Source organism: Bacillus sp. FSL M7-0307, from assembly GCF_038627835.1.
Lineage (GTDB): Bacteria > Bacillota > Bacilli > Bacillales > Bacillaceae > Bacillus > Bacillus altitudinis.
Map to the genome: position 1 here is coordinate 515,935 of NZ_CP152023.1, position 17,162 is coordinate 533,096.

General features: G+C 41.0%; 19 protein-coding genes, 1 pseudogene and 1 riboswitch. Of the genes and pseudogenes, 13 read left to right on the top strand and 7 right to left on the bottom strand.

Going from position 1 to position 17,162, the window contains the following annotated elements:
* Positions 1 to 37 precede the first annotated feature (37 nt).
* The 4 genes and pseudogenes from MHI41_RS02450 (at position 38) to MHI41_RS02465 (ending at position 2,224) form a co-directional block, all read left to right on the top strand.
* Positions 38 to 355, top strand: coding sequence for a hypothetical protein (locus MHI41_RS02450; protein WP_017359949.1), 318 nt, complete (start codon positions 38 to 40; stop codon positions 353 to 355).
* Between the two features lie 247 nt (positions 356 to 602).
* A pseudogene (locus MHI41_RS02455) lies at positions 603 to 1,610 on the top strand (pre-toxin TG domain-containing protein); the annotation flags it as partial.
* Between the two features lie 14 nt (positions 1,611 to 1,624).
* Positions 1,625 to 1,936 carry a hypothetical protein gene (locus MHI41_RS02460; RefSeq protein WP_017358411.1) on the top strand — a complete coding sequence of 104 codons (312 nt, stop codon included), beginning with the start codon at positions 1,625 to 1,627 and terminating at the stop codon, positions 1,934 to 1,936.
* Between the two features lie 66 nt (positions 1,937 to 2,002).
* Positions 2,003 to 2,224, top strand: coding sequence for a hypothetical protein (locus MHI41_RS02465; protein ID WP_017358410.1), 222 nt, complete (start codon positions 2,003 to 2,005; stop codon positions 2,222 to 2,224).
* 41 nt (positions 2,225 to 2,265) lie between these two features.
* On the opposite strand, the gene MHI41_RS02470 is transcribed toward MHI41_RS02465, so the two are convergent.
* The 4 genes from MHI41_RS02470 to MHI41_RS02485 form a co-directional block, all read right to left on the bottom strand.
* Positions 2,266 to 2,529, bottom strand: coding sequence for a hypothetical protein (locus MHI41_RS02470; RefSeq protein WP_008346966.1), 264 nt, complete (start codon positions 2,527 to 2,529; stop codon positions 2,266 to 2,268).
* A gap of 99 nt (positions 2,530 to 2,628) precedes the next feature.
* On the bottom strand, positions 2,629 to 3,198 hold the full coding sequence (locus MHI41_RS02475) for a GNAT family protein (RefSeq protein ID WP_017358408.1): 570 nt from the start codon (positions 3,196 to 3,198) through the stop codon (positions 2,629 to 2,631).
* Between the two features lie 67 nt (positions 3,199 to 3,265).
* The gene (locus tag MHI41_RS02480) at positions 3,266 to 4,543 is read right to left on the bottom strand and encodes an Nramp family divalent metal transporter (RefSeq protein ID WP_283933322.1); all 1,278 of its coding nucleotides are present in this window, start codon (positions 4,541 to 4,543) and stop codon (positions 3,266 to 3,268) included.
* A 229-nt stretch (positions 4,544 to 4,772) separates the two neighbouring features.
* Complete coding sequence (locus MHI41_RS02485; RefSeq protein WP_003214275.1) at positions 4,773 to 5,033, bottom strand: GlsB/YeaQ/YmgE family stress response membrane protein; 261 nt, start codon at positions 5,031 to 5,033, stop codon at positions 4,773 to 4,775.
* A gap of 163 nt (positions 5,034 to 5,196) precedes the next feature.
* Between MHI41_RS02485 and MHI41_RS02490 the strand changes: the two genes are divergently transcribed.
* Complete coding sequence (locus MHI41_RS02490; protein WP_007496524.1) at positions 5,197 to 6,027, top strand: EcsC family protein; 831 nt, start codon at positions 5,197 to 5,199, stop codon at positions 6,025 to 6,027.
* Between the two features lie 25 nt (positions 6,028 to 6,052).
* Here the strand turns inward: MHI41_RS02490 and MHI41_RS02495 are convergent, their stop codons facing one another.
* Complete coding sequence (locus MHI41_RS02495) at positions 6,053 to 7,150, bottom strand: TRAP transporter substrate-binding protein (RefSeq protein ID WP_007496523.1); 1,098 nt, start codon at positions 7,148 to 7,150, stop codon at positions 6,053 to 6,055.
* An 82-nt stretch (positions 7,151 to 7,232) separates the two neighbouring features.
* On the opposite strand from MHI41_RS02495, the gene MHI41_RS02500 reads away from it, so the two are divergent.
* The 8 genes from MHI41_RS02500 to MHI41_RS02535 all read left to right on the top strand — a co-directional run bounded on the left by MHI41_RS02500 (position 7,233) and on the right by MHI41_RS02535 (position 16,108).
* Positions 7,233 to 8,837, top strand: a complete 1,605-nt coding sequence (locus MHI41_RS02500; protein ID WP_181566831.1) for a sensor histidine kinase — start codon at positions 7,233 to 7,235, stop codon at positions 8,835 to 8,837.
* A complete protein-coding gene (locus MHI41_RS02505) occupies positions 8,834 to 9,517 on the top strand; it encodes a response regulator (RefSeq protein WP_008346951.1) in 684 nt (227 codons plus the stop codon). Before MHI41_RS02500 ends, MHI41_RS02505 begins: the two co-directional genes overlap by 4 nt.
* A 124-nt stretch (positions 9,518 to 9,641) precedes the next feature.
* Positions 9,642 to 10,910: a C4-dicarboxylate transporter DctP gene (gene dctP / locus MHI41_RS02510; protein ID WP_008346948.1), complete on the top strand. Its 1,269-nt coding sequence runs from the start codon at positions 9,642 to 9,644 to the stop codon at positions 10,908 to 10,910.
* 209 nt (positions 10,911 to 11,119) lie between these two features.
* A complete protein-coding gene (locus MHI41_RS02515) occupies positions 11,120 to 12,142 on the top strand; it encodes an AI-2E family transporter (RefSeq protein ID WP_007496515.1) in 1,023 nt (340 codons plus the stop codon).
* Between the two features lie 63 nt (positions 12,143 to 12,205).
* A riboswitch (cyclic di-AMP (ydaO/yuaA leader) is annotated at positions 12,206 to 12,340 on the top strand.
* Between the two features lie 77 nt (positions 12,341 to 12,417).
* The gene (locus MHI41_RS02520; protein ID WP_058214413.1) at positions 12,418 to 13,659 is read left to right on the top strand and encodes a dicarboxylate/amino acid:cation symporter; all 1,242 of its coding nucleotides are present in this window, start codon (positions 12,418 to 12,420) and stop codon (positions 13,657 to 13,659) included.
* Between the two features lie 324 nt (positions 13,660 to 13,983).
* Complete coding sequence (locus MHI41_RS02525) at positions 13,984 to 14,910, top strand: ABC transporter ATP-binding protein (protein WP_282834121.1); 927 nt, start codon at positions 13,984 to 13,986, stop codon at positions 14,908 to 14,910.
* Complete coding sequence (locus MHI41_RS02530) at positions 14,888 to 15,655, top strand: ABC transporter permease (protein WP_024720482.1); 768 nt, start codon at positions 14,888 to 14,890, stop codon at positions 15,653 to 15,655. Before MHI41_RS02525 ends, MHI41_RS02530 begins: the two co-directional genes overlap by 23 nt.
* Positions 15,656 to 15,772: 117 nt before the next feature.
* On the top strand, positions 15,773 to 16,108 hold the full coding sequence (locus MHI41_RS02535) for a hypothetical protein (protein ID WP_017366657.1): 336 nt from the start codon (positions 15,773 to 15,775) through the stop codon (positions 16,106 to 16,108).
* Between the two features lie 98 nt (positions 16,109 to 16,206).
* Here the strand turns inward: MHI41_RS02535 and fbpB are convergent, their stop codons facing one another.
* Positions 16,207 to 16,356, bottom strand: coding sequence for a Fur-regulated basic protein FbpB (gene fbpB, locus MHI41_RS02540; protein ID WP_065461547.1), 150 nt, complete (start codon positions 16,354 to 16,356; stop codon positions 16,207 to 16,209).
* 338 nt (positions 16,357 to 16,694) lie between these two features.
* Complete coding sequence (locus tag MHI41_RS02545) at positions 16,695 to 17,015, bottom strand: thioredoxin family protein (RefSeq protein ID WP_008346934.1); 321 nt, start codon at positions 17,013 to 17,015, stop codon at positions 16,695 to 16,697.
* Between the last annotated feature and the right edge of the window lie 147 nt (positions 17,016 to 17,162).

Consider the following 17,162-nt stretch of genomic DNA (forward strand, 5'->3'; position numbering starts at 1 on the left):
AGTTATACCGAAATAATTAATAAAAGGATGAATACGAATGTTTATTAAGTATGATGAATATGATCTATTAGAACTTTTTCAAAGTGAGCCGGTGAGTATAACAGGCAATATAGATGATGGAGAATTAATTTATACTTACAAAGATGACCAAAATTTCAAGGTGATTTTAACTTTAGATGTATATAAGCAAACGAGTAGTCTAAGTATTACATTTAATGATTCTATAGTATTTACAGGTGATTTTAATAATGTAACAAGTATAAAAAAAGATGAAAAAGCTATGGTAATGAACGTGGACGAAGAAGAGAGGTTAAAAGTTAAATTTTATAAACAAGTTGGAGTGGAGTTACTTTAAAATAGCCTTATTGTATTAGAAAGAAATATAAAACAATTATGATATTCTCTCAGATAAATCAGTAGGTGAAGTAGTTGTTACTTCTAAATATAATGTTATTGTTATCATACTTTGACTGGCTATATGCCTTTCAAGGTTTTTGTGTTTATTGGCCTTCATACCGAGAAAAAACCGATAAAATGGGGATTTTTTTTCCTGAGTGGATCATCGTATGATAGAGACAAGCAAAACGAACGCATTGAGCACTATTGAGAAGCAAACGTCTGAATATCTAAAAATCAAAAAAGATCAAGAAGAAGCCCGCAAGATCGCAAAGGAACAAGAAGCACTCGCCAACCGTCCGTGGTATGAAAAAGCTCTTGATTACGGAGGAAATATCGTCAATGAACTGACAGGCGTGAACGATGCAAAACGTGCCGCAACAGGTGTCGATCCGATCACAGGTGAAGAGCTCACCGCAGGCCAGCGAGTCGCCGCAGGTGGCATGGCAGCAGCAGGATATATCCCAATCGTCGGATGGGTGGGCCGGATTTTCAAAGGCGGAAAAGCCGTCTATAAAACGACTCAAGCCACGTCCGCCGCAGTCAGAGCAGTCGACATTTACAAGACATCACAGAAGTCTTTCGATGCGTTGAAAACATCACAAAAAGGCTTATATGGTCTCACCGCCACCAACGGCTTCAGCGAAGCGATTACGGGTCGAGATATGTTTGGAAATAAGGTCTCGAAAGAACAGCAAGAAGCCAGTATGAATGCGGCTCTGGGGATGCTTTTACCGTTTGGTGCAAAAGGGTTTCATGGTAAGATGGGGATTAAAAAAACAAGTGGTTTAAGTAAAATACCTGAAAATAGCATTAAACATTCTAATAAAGGAGATTTCACAACAAACCCTAAAACAGGGGATATTTCAAAAATGAAGGGTGGAGGACACGGACAACACAATATAAAATTCTTACAAGAAAATAATATAGAATATAATATAAATAAAGTATATGAGAACGGTGTTAGGATAGGGAATGTGCCTGGTCATAAGGTGAAAGCAAAACGAACAGGTTCTAACCAATCTTGGTTCCCAGAAAACTGGACAGAATCTGATATTGCGGCAGCGGGTGCCAAAATTGTTGAGTCACCTGATTTTTCTAAAGTGGAAAATGGAGTGGCTATCTTTGGTGAATATAAAGGAGTAAGAGTTGGAGTTATTAAAGCCAATGGAGAAGTAGGAACTATTTTTCCGGATGCTACAAAACAACCTTAATGTGGAGGATCAAGATGGACATTGAAAATACATTAAATAGAGTATTAGATAAAAGAAAAAAATTAGATTTAAATGATGATTACGGTATACAGAAGAGTTGGGATGAAATAATAGAAATTCTCGGAGAAAACGAAGAGAGAACGTTGGAATATTTAGATCGTTGCAGTAAAGAAGATTTATATTGGATAAGTGAAGTGTTTGAAGACATATCAGAAGTTTTACAAAGTAAGGAATTAATTAAATGTTTGCGTAGGTTGGATAAAAAATATCCTGAATTAGAGATGAAACAAGATATTGATCTAGCAGAAAGCTATATTGAAGATTAAATTTTATGATCTATTTAAAATAATATGTTAATCTAATCCAATCACCACAAAAAAGGAGAATCAGCCATGCTATGGATTTTCACACAAAACCAGCAAAGTCTGGTCCACGTCAATGAAGTCACAGTACAGGGTAAAAAAATTGAAGGGATCATGGGAAATGATTCTTGGACAAAAACTCTCGGCAAGTATGACTCAAGCGATCGAGCAGCAGAGATTCTGCAAGACATTGTGAAGACGGTTGAAGAAAATCAAGGTGCATCTATTACATACCGAATGCCTCATCAATAAAAAAGAAACCACCTTTTCCTAATGGAAAGGTGGTTTCTTTTTTATGATGGTGTTTTTGTAAAGGCCAAGAATAAAGGAATGCCTGTGCCGACAAGTGTTGTGGCGAATAGGAACATACCGCAAATGAATAGAAAATGACTGGCTGAAAAGACGAGTGCCAGAATGAGAAATACGATGCTGAGTCCTGCCATGCTATAGGATGGGACAAAGCGGCGTTTGTATGTGGCTTTCTTTGTTAGGAATGAGAAGAAAATGCCAAATAATAAAGGGACAATCCATAAGTAAAATAAAATAATAAGAGACATACATCATACCTCGATTTTTTCCTTCTATTTTATCAGATGCCAATCACAACGGATACTACAAAGCTTCACTTTGTAAAATAGTTCATGCAATCGACACAATTAAGTGGGCTGATTGATCGAATTCGTTTTTTGTTTCACATACTCAGGCTGTAAAAGTGCGTACACACAGTGATCGGCAAAGTGGTCGCCCAGCCATTCACATTGTCTTAAAATGCCTTCAAGTGAAAAAGATAAACGCTCTGCGATGCGTCTACTTTTTTGATTATCGACAGCGGCCCTGATTTCAATGCGGTGTAGACCGCACTCTTCAAATAAATAGTGAATGACTGCTTTGCATGCTTTTGTCATGATGCCTTTTCCTTGATAGCCTTCCCCGAGCCAATAGCCAATGGAAACCGTCCGATTAATCCAATGAATTTGGTGGGTGCCAATGATACCAACGAGTTCTCCATGTGACCAGATTCCAGCCTGAAAACCATTGTTTTGCAAAGCTTGCTGCATGGCACCTTGAATAAACGCCATGCTATCTTCTTCTGTCTGCGTCGAATCGACCCATAGCATCCATTCACGTAAGTGCTCTCTTGAGCGTTGGATGAGCAGGTACAGACTTCTCGCGTCTCTTGGTTCAAGCAGCCGCATGGATAGATCTTGATCCTGATAAAAAAACATGTGATCACATCCTCTCAAGGGAAATTCTACCACAACCCGATGTAAAAGACAGCATGATTACTGTCTTTTACATAAACGTATCCACAATTAAAAACAGATTAAGTGCGACAACAAGAGCTGCTATCACCCAAGATATTCCTGTCACCCAGCGAGCATTCGTCAAATCGCCCATAATTCGTTTTTTACTTGTAAACAAAATGAGCGGAATTAAAGCAAACGCAATGCCAAATGATAAGACCACTTGACTCATCACAAGCGCAGAAGTCGGATTGACCCCAGATGCAATGATCGCAATAGGTGGAATGATGGTAATCAGCCGGCGGACATATAGCGGAATTCGGTACTGAATAAAACCCTGCATAATAATATCGCCTGACAGTGTACCGACAGAAGAGCTGGAAAGTCCGGCTACAAGCAAACCTACACCAAATAAGATGGCTGATACAGGACCTGCGAGAGTTCCAAAATGCTGAAATGCTACATCTAAATCCTCAACAAAAAGACCATTTTTAAAAAATAAAGCAGCTGCTACAATCAACATGCTGGCATTGATGGCGCCAGCAACTACCATCGCAATGAGGATGTCTAAAAACTCAAAACGAAAAATCAGCTTTTTCTCTTTTTCCGTTCTGCCGACGACTCTTCTTTGCGTTAAGGCTGAATGGAGATAGATCGCATGCGGCATCACCGTAGCGCCTAAAATACCAGCGGCAAGCAGTACGCTGTCTGTCCCTTCAAACCTTGGAATGAACAGTCCACCGGCGACACTTGCAAGATCAGGTTTAGCCACAAAGGTTTGTACAGCGAAAGCAATCACGATAACAAACAGCATGCCGGTAATTCCTGCTTCTAACGCTCGATAACCTCGTCTTTGGAGCTCTAAAATGGCAAAAGAACCGATCGCTGCAATAATCGATGCTTCAAGCAGCGGGATACGAAAGAGTAAGTATAAACCAAGGGCAGCCCCGATAAATTCGGCTAAATCTGTGGCGATAATGACGAGTTCGCCCTGAATCCATAAACCAATCGAGACTGGTTTTGGAAACTCTTCTCGTGCAATTTCAGGTAAATTTTTCCCTGTTGCGATTCCAAGCTTTGCAGACAAAGACTGGATGAGTAAGGCCATGAGATTGGATATGAGAATGACCCATAACAGAAGGTAGCCATATTTCGAGCCAGCCGCAATGTTGGTCGCAAAGTTTCCTGGATCAATATAGGCAATGGCTGCGATAAAAGCAGGCCCGAGAAAAGGAAGGAGCCTTCTAAATCCTTTCACCTTTCCTTCAAGTGCACGCTCCGCTGCCACTGACATGTGGGCTTGTGCCTCGATGTATTTGTTTGTCATATGTCATCACCTAGATTCTACAAAGTTTTGCTTTGGCACAAAAAGTTTCCTCGATGCAATTTTTAATCATCATATGCCCATCTACATGAAAAGTCAACTATCTGAACTAATAGGTTTGTTTATCATATGTAAGTGAAAAAAATAGATACCTTGTCAATCAACACATAAAAAACACCGCCTCTGATCTTAGGCGGTGCATCCTCTACTTCCTCTTCTTTTGTATCGTTTTTTAAGAAACCCTTGATCCAACGCTGCGGAAGATCAGGCTTAAAATAATGACAAAAATGGCTGCTCCTAAGATCGCTGGAATGATCGCAAATCCTGCCAGACTAGGACCCCACGTTCCAAGTAATCCATGACCAATCCAAGCTCCTGCAAGCCCGGCAATCATTGAACCGATCCAGCCTCCTGGCACACTGCCTCCAGCGAGTGCACTCCCAATGAGACCAATGACAATCGCCACAACTAATGAAATCAGAAATCCTAACATGTTGATCACTCCTCTTTTGTTTGTTTATTGTTTACTAAGCAATAACCGTTTTAAAAGAGATTAAAACCTTTCGGAACCGCTTCAATGTTCGATACGTATGATGGACAAGGATTGTGTATAATAACAGACATATACTTGAACGGCATCTAAGGAGGCAAATGGCATGGAGGAAAGAGAGTGGCTAAAAGCGCAATTAAAAGAGATTGAAAAATGGGAGAAAGACCAGCAAAAGGTATGGTTTTGGGAGAAACTCAGCCGGCTTCCATTTCAAATGCTGGACAAGCTGACCCCTGCCTTTATTCAAAAGAAAATCGGTGTGTTATTAGATGAGATGGGGCACTACATTCAATCAGGCGGTGTCTATTTGACGTCAGAGAAAGGCATTATTCATCAATTTCAAAAGAAATGTGCCGATGAATCGATTCAGCGTATTGAAGATATTGAGGCGGCTCCGATCGAGGTCATGGATGCCATTAGTGATCAGATGGGGAAAAACCGAACAAACCTCGCCACTGTGCAAGGTGCGACAACAGGTGTCGGAGGTATGTTTACATTAGCGGCAGATATTCCGGCTGTCCTCGGTCTCTCTTTAAAAACATTACAGGATATCGCCGTCACCTATGGCTATGATCCAAAAAATAAAGAAGAACGAGTCTTTATCATTAAATGTTTACAGCTGAATTCTGCTGACGTTGTTGGGAAAAAATCAATATTAAAAGAGCTGAAGAGCTATCATGCATCAGAAGGGAAGCACGAAAACATGATCTCTCAAATTCAAGGATGGCGTGAGGTCGTATATAACTACCGTGATTCGTTTGGCTGGAAGAAGCTGTTTCAACTTGTCCCAATTGCGGGGATTTTGTTTGGTGCAGCGTCCAACCGCTCACAGTTAAAAGGAATTGCCGAAACAGGCATCATGCAATATCGAAAGCGCAGAATATTATCAAGATTAGAGGAGCTCGCTCAGCAAGAACAGCGTGACTCCGGCGCATAAAAAAATCCCTTTCTAAAGGGATTTTTTATTTGGTCTCAGCATCTTCTTCAAACGCTTGAATCGGAGAATATTCATAGCGTGCCCGGAGCTCGCGGATTTGTTTGATCAAGGTGGAACCTATGATCCTTTCTGCTTCATCATATAAAGGATCGAGCGCCTTCATCCATTTTTGCCGCTCTGCTGGTGTTAATTCGTGTATCGCAATTGGAGATTCGCGTTTAATATCCTCCAGCTGATCCTTGTTCATCTGTTCGGCATGTTTTTCGTTCCATGCCGTTGTTTCTTCCATCGCTTCGAGTAAAATTCGTTTCGTCTCAGGTGTCTGACGATCAAAAAAGGATTGATCCGTTAAGACGACATACCCTAAATACCCGTGATTACTGATCGTCATATAGTCTTGTATATGATAGAATTTTTTTGAATAAATATTTGAAATTGTATTTTCTTCACCGTCTACTTTTTTTGTTTCTAGCAGCTGAAACGTTGAATTAAACGATTCCTGATAGGGTTTTGCGCCAAGAAGCTTGAATTGCTTTTCAATCATGTCACTTTGCATAATACGGAGAGATTGGTTTTTTAAATCGCCTGGCTGCTTGATAGGGCCTTTATTCGAAGTGATTTGCTTAAAGCCATTTGTCCAGTAGGCCATTCCCTTTAGTCCGTCTTTTTGCAGTGTGCCGAACAGTCTCTGTCCAATCGCACCATGTAACCCTTCTTGGACAGCATCGTAGTTAGAAAAGGCAAAGGGCAGATCAAGTGCCAGCCATTCAGGGGACAGCATGCCGAGCTTTGACGTAGACGGAGCAATAAATTGAACTTGATTCTCTTTTAGTGCATTAATTTCTTCGATATCAGAATAAAGACTCCCGTTTGAAAAGATTTGAATACTGATCCTGCCGTCGGATTTTTCGTGAACAAGCTCAGCAAATTTCTTTGCAGCCAGCCCTTTTGGGGTATTATCTGCGACAACATGGCTGAATTTGAACACAAGCTGATCCTTCAGCCCTGTCTGTTCATCGTCGAAGGTCGTCGCTGATTTAGGCATCATATGATAAAAACCAAAGTATAAAGCGGTTACAAAACCGATGATGAGCAATAGCGTATAGGCGAGTAAATTCTTCATGCGTCAGATCCCCCTTATGTCAAGGATACTTGACAGAGGAAGAATTCGTAAAGATACAGGTGAAAAAATGATGAGAAATCGACTGAAATTACAACAATTATCTATTAGATGGAAGCTCACCATCCTCACATATTTCGTTGTCATTTTTGCCCTTTTAATCGGAGGAATTGTTCTGGTCGGGGGAATTCAGCAAACAGAGGAACGAGAACTTCGAAAAAGGCTCATGAACACGGCAAGAACAGTGGCTGAGATGAATGAGGTAAAGCAGGCATTGGATGATCAGACAAAGGAGCGTGCGCGGTTGCAGCATGCCATTGAAGAGATTCGGATTATCCAAGATGCTGACTACATTGTTGTCATGGATATGGATCACGTGCGATTGACACATCCAGTAAAAACAAGGATTGGCCAGCGCTCTGAGGGGACAGATGAAGAACCTGCTTTTGCAGAGCATATCTATTTCTCAGAAGCACAGGGAGAGCTGGGCACTGCCATTAGAGCCTTTTATCCAGTAAAGGATGAAAAATTTAACCAAACAGGGGTTGTACTAGTCGGAAGAACATTGCCGAGTATGGCAGATATATTAGGAGAAATGAAGCAGGATATCCTCATGATCCTTCTGCTCACGCTCAGCTTCGGGCTTGTCGGTTCATTTTTGCTCGCCCGTCATATTAAACAGCAAATGTTTAAGCTGGAGCCGCATGAGATTGTCAGAATGCTAGAGGAGCGCACCGCTACTTTTCATTCCATTAATGAAGGGGTCATTGCCATTGATAACCAGCACATGATCACCATTTTTAATGAAAAAGCAAAGCAAATTTTCAACGTGACAGGTGATGTAGTGGGCCGAAATATTTGGGATGTGCTGTCAGATACAAGGCTTCCAGAAATCATTGACCGCGCAGAACCCGTCTACAATGAAGAAATTCATATGAGCGGAAAGCGGATCATGAGCAGCCGAATTCCAATTGTGATGAAAAAGAAAATCATCGGAGCGGTTGCGATTTTTCAGGACCGGACAGAGGCGGCCAAATTGGCGGAGGAATTAACCGGGGTGAAGAACTTCGTTGATGGCCTGCGGGTGCAAAATCATGAACATATGAATAAGCTTCATACAATTGCGGGATTAATTCAGCTGGGGAAAGCCGATCAAGCGCTCGATTTAGCGTTTCAAACGACTGAAGAGCAGGAGCATGTGACGGACTTTCTCCACCGTGTGATACAGCATGATGCAGTTGCAGGTTTATTGATGAGCAAGATAAGAAGGGGCAAGGAGCTAGGCATAAAGGTTGAAGTAGATGAAAATAGCAGTCTGCGCGATTTCCCAGAGCGGCTGGATCAGCATGATATGACGAAGCTGCTTGGCAACCTGATCGAGAACGCCTTTGCTGCGTATGATACTGTAGAAAGAGACACAAAACTCATTTCTATTAGTATTGATCAAACAGAGGATGTCCTCGCGATCTTAATTGAAGATTATGGATCTGGAATAGAAGAGGACATGATTCCTCATATTTTCGACAAAGGCTTTACTCACGGTAAAGAAGGCGGAACAGGCTACGGGCTGTATATTGTAAAAACGATTATCGACAAAGGAATGGGAAATGTAGAAGTCACATCAAGCATCGGCATTGGTACCACCTTCTCAATCGAATTCCCAATGACAATAGAGGAGAGAGACAGATGACTCAGATTAAGGTGCTATTAATTGAAGATGATCCGATGGTGCAAGAAGTCAATAAAGAGTTCATTAAGAGTGTCCCTGGCTTTCAAGTTGCGGCTGTAGCAGGAAATGGCGAGCAGGGCATCCAGCTGATCAAAGACATTCGCCCAGATCTTGTGGTGCTCGATGTGTATATGCCTAAAAAAGATGGCGTCAAAACACTGCAAGACATCAGAAAGCAAAAGATGCAGGTGGATGTGATTGTGATTTCGGCAGCAAAGGATAAAGAGACGATCGGCACCATGCTTCAAAATGGTGCCCGAGATTATATCATTAAGCCATTTAAGTTTGAACGGATGAAAGAATCTCTTGAAAGCTATAAAGCGTTCAAATCAAAAATTCGTACCGCAGCAGAATTTTCTCAAGAGATGCTCGATGATATCATACGAAAGCCTGCTGTTAAACTTGAAGAGACGTGGCTTCCTAAGGGGCTGAATGTGCATACGATGAATGAAATTAAAGCCTATATGCGTCTGCAAGAAGGAGCGCAGTCTGCAGAGGAAGTCGCCAATGCACTTGGGATTGCACGTGTAACGGCACGCCGTTATTTAGACTTCCTCGTGAAAGAAGGCGAGCTGAAATTAGATATGCAATATGGCGGGGTCGGACGCCCTGTGAACAAATATATCGTACATTCTGACTAAGAGACCAAAAAGACCAAAATGTACGATATGTCCATAAGCTTCACAGCCTTTGATGAAATCGCTATCATTTATCTACAGATAACAGTTAAGCGTTTACATCAAAGGGTGAGGGAGTTGATTTTTTATGAAGAGGCTATTGAAGAACCTGACATTTCAGGTCGTTGCAGCTGTCATTATCGGGATCATTGTTGGGATGGTTTGGCCAAACGTCGGGAAAGAAATGAAGCCGCTTGGTGACACATTTATTAATGCAGTGAAAATGGTCATTGCACCCATTATTTTCTTAACCATTGTTCTTGGAATTGCCAAGATGGGGGATATGAAAAAGGTTGGAAAAGTTGGGGGAAAAGCTTTTATCTATTTTGAAGTTGTGACGACGCTTGCGCTTGTCATCGGACTGTTTGTGGTCAATATCATGAAGCCAGGAGCGGGTCTTGACTATAGTAAGCTTGAAAAAGGGGATGTCTCGCAATATACCCAAAATGGGGGACAGGGTATCGACTGGATGGAGTTTGTCACACACATTGTGCCATCTAACATGGTAGATGCCTTTGCAAAGGGAGATATTTTACAGGTCTTATTCTTCTCTATTTTATTCGGTGTTGCGCTCGCTGCACTTGGCGAGAAGGGGAAAGGCATCATCGAATGGCTTGATAAGCTGTCGCTTGTCTTCTTTAAAATCATTGGTTACATCATGCGTGCCGCGCCATTAGGGGCATTTGGAGCAATGGCTTATACAATCGGACACTTCGGTTTAGCTTCAATTAAACCACTGGCTAGTCTGATGCTTTCCGTTTATATGACGATGTTCCTGTTTATTTTCGTCGTGCTGAACATCATTTGTAAAATGTATGGCTTCAGCCTGTTCGGTTACCTCCGTTTTATCAAAGATGAAATTTTAATTGTTCTTGGCACAAGTTCTTCAGAATCTGTCTTGCCAAGAATGATGGATAAAATGGAACGCTACGGGTGCTCTAAGTCGGTTGTTGGACTTGTCATCCCGACAGGCTATTCCTTTAACTTAGATGGAACCTCAATCTACTTGTCCATGGCCGTGGTCTTCTTAGCGCAAGTGTTTGGGGTGGACCTATCCATCGGACAGCAAATCACGATCATCCTTGTTCTGATGCTCACATCAAAGGGAGCAGCTGGAGTCACAGGAAGCGGATTTATCGTGCTGGCTTCTACACTTGCTGCACTTCAGGTTATCCCGCTAGAAGGTCTTGCACTGCTATTAGGGGTCGACCGTTTCATGAGTGAAGGAAGAGCGATTACGAACCTGATTGGAAATGGAATTGCTACAATTGTTGTAGCGAAAAGTGAAGGGGAATTTGACGAAGCGAAGAGTAAAACAGCGCTACAGGAAATGCGAAATATCAAGCAGGCTGTTTAGTATAAAAACATCCAAAAACCGAAACCTTATGTTCTACATGGGGTTCGGTTTTTTCTTGTGTAAAAAAGAAAAAACATAAAAGCTTGATAAATTTAGGACGAATCGTAAGACCTCATTGACCTTTTGTTATATAATTTACAGAAAGATCCGATATAATGAATATGAGATCCAACGAAAAATAGACTTTAGTCCTGGCAGGTGTGTAACGTATGGCGGCATTTTTTAAATTGTTCGAAAAACCTGGTGTCAAGAGGTTTTCAGTATTTGTAGTATTAGCCACAGCATTATATCTATTAAGAGGAATGATGAATTTAATCCTTTTGACCTTCATTTTCACCTTTTTAATGAATCGGTTAGAAGAGGTCATAAGAGGCTTTTTAAATCGCTTCCTGAAAATAGGACAGAAATCAGTCATCACCATTTTGTACATCCTTCTAGCTGGTGGATTGACGTTTGGCGGCTTTGTGTTTGTGCCCATCATCGCGAAACAGGTGGAACAGTTATTTCATTTAGGGAAAAAGATTGCAGATCATCCACAAGATTTACCCTTCTTTGACGTCGTCACCAATGTGTTCGGAGATTTCAAAATATCTTCTTTCTTCGAGAAAGGGTTTAATTTCCTCTATACATACTTAACAGATTTCAGCACGTTCAGTATCCAGGTCATTATGTCCTTAATATTAAGCATGTTCTTCCTGTTCGAAAAGGAACGCCTCATTCAATTCATGAATAAGTTCAAAACGAGTAAAATCTCCGTGTTCTATCATGAAATTGCCTTCTTTGGACGTAAGTTTTCCAGAACATTTGGTAAGGTACTTGAAGCACAGTTCATCATTGCAACAGTTAACTGTGTGTTAACGACAATTGCGCTTGGCATTATGGGCTTCCCGCAATTATTTGGATTAGCGGTCATGGTCTTCTTGTTAGGTTTAATTCCGGTAGCGGGTGTGGTCATCTCCCTCGTTCCACTCAGCATCATTGCGTATACACTTGGAGGCGGAATGTACGTCCTATATATTGTGCTGGTGATCGTGATCATCCATGCCATTGAAGCCTACTTCTTAAATCCGAAGCTCATGTCAGCTAAAACAGAGCTCCCTATTTTCTTCACGTTTATTGTCCTGATCTTCTCTGAACACTATATTGGCATTTGGGGACTGATTATCGGCATCCCAATCTTTGTGTTTATCTTAGATATCTTGGAGGTCACGAATAAGGAAGAAAGTAATTAAAAAGTTCATATGAACCTGTTTACAATTTTCTAAAAATAAGGTATAAATAGTATGAAAATATCATATTACCACACGCTTAATCCTTCTAAAGGAATGGGGGACCCAAGTTTTTGGGGTGAATTTTTCTTATTTTAAGAAAAAAGGACATCTCTTCGTCCTAACCCGTCAGCTAACCTCATCAGCGTGAAGAGAGTAGACAGTGGTACACGTATGGACACGCAGGCCCACGAGAAGACTCTCTCGTGGGCCTTTTTGACGAGGAAGGGGAGATTTTATTGAAGCTTGCGACGAAAATTATTATTGCTTTAATTGTAGGTGCAATCACAGGACTACTACTCAACATTTTTGCTCCAAATGTATTCAAAGTGTTAGACCCTTATCTATTTACACCTCTAGGTCAAATCTTCTTAAACCTGATTAAAATGTTAGTTGTGCCGATTGTCTTCTTTTCGATCACACTTGGTGTAGCAGGCCTTGGCGATCCGAAAAAACTTGGCAGAATCGGCGCAAAAAGCATCTCTTATTTTCTACTGACAACAACATTCGCTATTATCATTGCAATGGCTTTAGCCTTATTGATTAAACCAGGTTCCTTTGGTTCATTCGATACAAAAGGGGCAGAATACAAACCTCAAGAAGCACCATCTACAGCAGAAACATTACTAAACATCATTCCATCAAATCCAGTTCAATCTTTAGTCGAAGGCAATATGCTACAAATCATTGTATTCTGTGTTTTCTTAGGACTAGGAATTGCAGTGCTAGGTAAAAAAACAGAAGGATTACTCAAAATATTAGAACAAGGCAATGAACTCATGATGTACCTTGTGGGCGTGGTCATGAAATTTGCTCCGTATGGAACATTTGGCTTAATTGTAACGGCTATTGGAAGCCAAGGTCTTGCTGCCATTAAAGCCATGGGGCTGTACTTTACAGTCGTTCTAGTAGCGCTGCTGGTTCATTTCTTTCTCACCTATGGTTCCACATTGGCGATATTTGCAAAACGGAATCCTTTTACATTCTTTAAAGACTTTTCACCTGCAATGGTCGTGGCATTTAGTACATCAAGCAGTAATGCTGTTCTTCCCGTATCAATGGAAACCGCTCAAAAGAAATTGAAAGTACCTGAGCCGATCTCTAGTTTCGTGCAGCCGTTAGGCGCGACGATCAATATGGATGGGACAGCGATTATGCAAGGGGTTGCAACTATTTTTATTGCACAAGTGTTTGGTGTGGAGCTAACGCTCATGCAAATGCTCACCGTTGTATTAACCGCTGTATTAGCCAGTATCGGGACTGCTGGCGTACCGGGAGTTGGCTTAATTATGCTGGCCATGGTACTGAATTCTGTCGGTCTTCCTGTTGAAGGCATTGCGCTGATCCTTGGGATAGACCGTTTATTAGACATGGCAAGAACGGTTGTCAATATTACAGGTGACGCAGCGTGTGCAGTGATTGTCGCAGAAACTGAGAAAAAACATGAGAAAGATGCATCATCACCTCATGTATCAATGTAATGTTTAAAAGGGCTGACTGGATCAGCCCTCAGCGTGTAGACAAACCCTCGCATTCTTTGTCAGTCCTGCGCGCTGGTACTCACGAATGTCAAATTCGCTCCGTGCCAGTGCTCGTCCTTCCTAGACTTCAAGGGCTTTCTATCACGCTGAATAGAAGACAAAGGGCTAAAATAAAGTTCATTTTAGCCCTTTGTCAACAATCTGAAAGGGCTGACTGGATCAGCCCTTTTTTTCGTGGAACGGCTTGTCTAGCGTGATATACTTTTTACAGGATGAGCGGCCGTAACTGCCGCCATAGGTTTTACATCAGAAGGAGGAACCACTTTGCAGTCTGCTGTTTTACACATAGAGAACGTCGATAAACAAATTGGTCGGCATCAAATTTTGCAACATATTTCGTTGGACATTAGGCAAGGGGAAATTGTCGGTTTACTTGGACCAAATGGGTCTGGAAAAACGACCTTGATTCGATTGATCGTTGGCTTGATGAAAAAAAACAACGGCCGGATCATCATGAATGGATATTCTCAAGATGATGATCATCAAAAGGCGATGTCATCTGTTGGGGCGATCATAGAAAATCCGGAATTTTATTCATATTTAACAGGTTTTGAAAACCTTGAGCTGTATGCATCTATGCATGATGGAGTTTCAGAAGAACGCATTTTTGAAGTGGTAAAAAGAGTTCGTCTGGAGCACGCCATTCATCAGAAGGTCAAAACGTATTCACTAGGGATGAAACAAAGGCTCGGGATTGCACAAGCCATTTTGCATAAGCCCAATCTGCTCATTTTAGATGAACCAACAAATGGGCTTGATCCCGCAGGAATGAAGGAGTTTCGAGAGCACTTGCAACTGCTTGTACAAGAAGAAGGTGTCTCTGTGTTATTTGCTACACATCTTTTGCATGAAGTAGAAGAGCTTTGTGACCGCATGATCATCATCCAAAAAGGACAGATCAAAGCCAATACAAACCTTCGTGACATGGAAGGAAAAGAGCAGGTGCTGATGAATATTCAGCCAGTAGAAAAGGCAGTTTCATGGCTAGATACGCAAGGATATACATATGAACAAAGGGATCAGCATGTGCTGGTTCAACTGAAAAAAGACCGTGTGCCGGAGCTGAATAAACAGCTTGTCTTAGCAGAATTTGATGTACTTGAAATGACGCCTCAAAAACAATCAATTGAAGAGGCCTTTATGAAATGGACGGAAGGCGGGACGGCAGATGCTTCAACTCATCAAGAATGAACATAAAAAAATCACGAGACAAAAGATCACATTCATTGCACTTGGACTGATTGTTGTCTTTCAATTGACGATGGCTCTAGCATTGAAACGAGTCATTTCTGGGCTTGGCGGGCAAGATACAGTTGCGAACTATTTTGCTTATTCCACGAATGTTGTGTTTATTTTACAAGTGTTCGCTGTCGTGATTGGCGCCACATTGATCTCAACAGAGTTTCAAAAAAGAACCATCAAGTTCTTGTTGATCCGGCCGAAGACAAGGCTTCATATTTTTTTGTCAAAATACATCACTCTTGTGCTGATGGTCCTTTACCTGTTTGTTTTTTATTATGTGTTCGCTTTTCTTTTTGGCCTTATTTTCTTTGGTACTGATTTTGATGAAAGCACTGGGCGGTTATTTCTGCACACATTTGCTGTGATTGGATCACAGTGGGTGGAAGTGGTCATGATGGCAAGCTTTGCTTTTCTGTGCTCAAGTTTGTTTAGAAACAGTCTGATTGCACTTGTGACTTCATTTTTCGTCTTATACGCGGCGAAATCACTAGTGTCGATCATGTCTCTGTTAGAAAATCAGTGGGGGAAGATTCTACTTTTCGCTAATACGGACTTCACACAATACAGTTTTCAAGGTCCGCCGCTCTTTCAGGGCATGAGCCCTCTGTTTTCGCTATTCATTGTAGGGGCGCATTTTGTTTTCTTTGTTGGTGCTGCTTGGCTCCTTTTTTGGAAGCGTGATGTAAATGTGTAAAAATTGTGTCAAATAACGAGAAAAATTCGTGACATCTTTGTGAAAACGAATCTGTATTTCACGATATCCGGCTGATTTTGTCTTATAATAAGACAGAGTCATGGAGGTGGCACTATCGTGAAAAATTTTATTACGGCTTTACCCATTTTGTTGCTGTTGTCGTTTTCGTTTGTGTCTTTTGCCTTCCAGTTTGATCATCTTGTTTATTTCAGACTAGCGCTAGGGATCTTTTCATTAGCGGGTCTTTTCTTTCTGTATACACTTAAAAGAAACATGAAATGGTTCATGGTCTATTTATATGCGAGCTGGATCGTGCTTGCTGCCGTTACGACATTTGAAGAACCCGTGTTTTCACAATTCTTCTTCGGTGGTTTAACGATGACAATGGGTTATCTAACATATATGCTCATCTATTTAGGAATGAAGCAAGACCGTGTAGCGAAATCACATTAAAACAAAAGCCGATAAAATCGAAGAATAGATTTTATCGGCTTTTTCTTTTCTTCGGGCAAATAAAAAAGCAGCCATCTGTTTGACTGCTCTTCTTGTGTTTATGATTCACGTCCAGCAGCGGCAAGCTGCTTCTGGTGCTTTTTGTCGATGGTTTCGTATATACTTTCCATCATTTTAGGGTCTTGCATGATTGCTTCCTTGTTTTCTTCGATCAATTGCTGATACGTTTTGATTTTCTTCTTAGACATGTAACTCAACGCTCCTTTGGTAGAATGGACTCTATAAGATTTCACACAGATGAAATTGATAATCATTTTCAATTAGCAACTCCATTATACAAAGCAGAATGTCATAAGTAAAGATTCAATTCAGAAAATTCACGTAACCGACATATTCCCATCCATATCGACGATGAATTCTTTCCCAGGAAATAATCCGCTGTCAAACCTTGTCATAAAATCAGATCAAACATTCCTGCCTATGTTGAAACGTTTTAGCCGCACATCTCGTCTTATGAAGAGATTTGATTTAAAAGGATATAAAAAAGACACCAGCATGAGTTGGCTGATGTCTCCATTCAAATGAGTTATGAAACGTGTTCTTGAAGAAACTCTGTTACTTCTTCAGGTGATTTAGCGTTGGCGCTGTGTAAATGACCTGTTTTTTCGCCATTTTTGAAAATTAACAGGCTAGGAATTCCCATGACCTGATACGTTTCCGCTAACTCAGGAAAGTCGTCTTTGTTTATTTCAAACCATTCATTCTGAGCATAAGCCTCTAAGATGTCTGGAATGAACATGTCCATTCTAGTGCAATCAGGGCACCATGTCGCAAAGAATTTAACGATGACCTCTTTGTCTGATTGAATGATTTCGTTGAATTGTTCAGTGCTTGTAATTTTTTTCAATTTGTCACAACTCCTTTTCAATGTCATTTTAATATAAAATAAAGGCGAATGACATACAAATGCTCGGGGGGCGCTTACAACCTTTACAAATCATTTCAATTCCGTAACAACAAAAATTAATTAGAGCATTTTTGCTTGAAAGTGATA

What these genes read in the sequence shown, in the direction of transcription:
- MHI41_RS02475 (WP_017358408.1), bottom strand. Translation starts at nt 3,198, where the DNA reads ATGTTTTTTTATCAGGATCAAGATCTATCCATGCGGCTGCTTGAACCA.
- MHI41_RS02470 (WP_008346966.1), bottom strand. Translation starts at nt 2,529, where the DNA reads ATGTCTCTTATTATTTTATTTTACTTATGGATTGTCCCTTTATTATTT.
- MHI41_RS02530 (WP_024720482.1), top strand. Translation starts at nt 14,888, where the DNA reads ATGCTTCAACTCATCAAGAATGAACATAAAAAAATCACGAGACAAAAG.
- MHI41_RS02490 (WP_007496524.1), top strand. Translation starts at nt 5,197, where the DNA reads ATGGAGGAAAGAGAGTGGCTAAAAGCGCAATTAAAAGAGATTGAAAAA.
- MHI41_RS02485 (WP_003214275.1), bottom strand. Translation starts at nt 5,033, where the DNA reads ATGTTAGGATTTCTGATTTCATTAGTTGTGGCGATTGTCATTGGTCTC.
- MHI41_RS02505 (WP_008346951.1), top strand. Translation starts at nt 8,834, where the DNA reads ATGACTCAGATTAAGGTGCTATTAATTGAAGATGATCCGATGGTGCAA.
- MHI41_RS02465 (WP_017358410.1), top strand. Translation starts at nt 2,003, where the DNA reads ATGCTATGGATTTTCACACAAAACCAGCAAAGTCTGGTCCACGTCAAT.
- MHI41_RS02460 (WP_017358411.1), top strand. Translation starts at nt 1,625, where the DNA reads ATGGACATTGAAAATACATTAAATAGAGTATTAGATAAAAGAAAAAAA.
- MHI41_RS02480 (WP_283933322.1), bottom strand. Translation starts at nt 4,543, where the DNA reads ATGACAAACAAATACATCGAGGCACAAGCCCACATGTCAGTGGCAGCG.
- MHI41_RS02515 (WP_007496515.1), top strand. Translation starts at nt 11,120, where the DNA reads ATGGCGGCATTTTTTAAATTGTTCGAAAAACCTGGTGTCAAGAGGTTT.
- fbpB (WP_065461547.1), bottom strand. Translation starts at nt 16,356, where the DNA reads ATGTCTAAGAAGAAAATCAAAACGTATCAGCAATTGATCGAAGAAAAC.
- MHI41_RS02450 (WP_017359949.1), top strand. Translation starts at nt 38, where the DNA reads ATGTTTATTAAGTATGATGAATATGATCTATTAGAACTTTTTCAAAGT.
- dctP (WP_008346948.1), top strand. Translation starts at nt 9,642, where the DNA reads ATGAAGAGGCTATTGAAGAACCTGACATTTCAGGTCGTTGCAGCTGTC.
- MHI41_RS02495 (WP_007496523.1), bottom strand. Translation starts at nt 7,150, where the DNA reads ATGAAGAATTTACTCGCCTATACGCTATTGCTCATCATCGGTTTTGTA.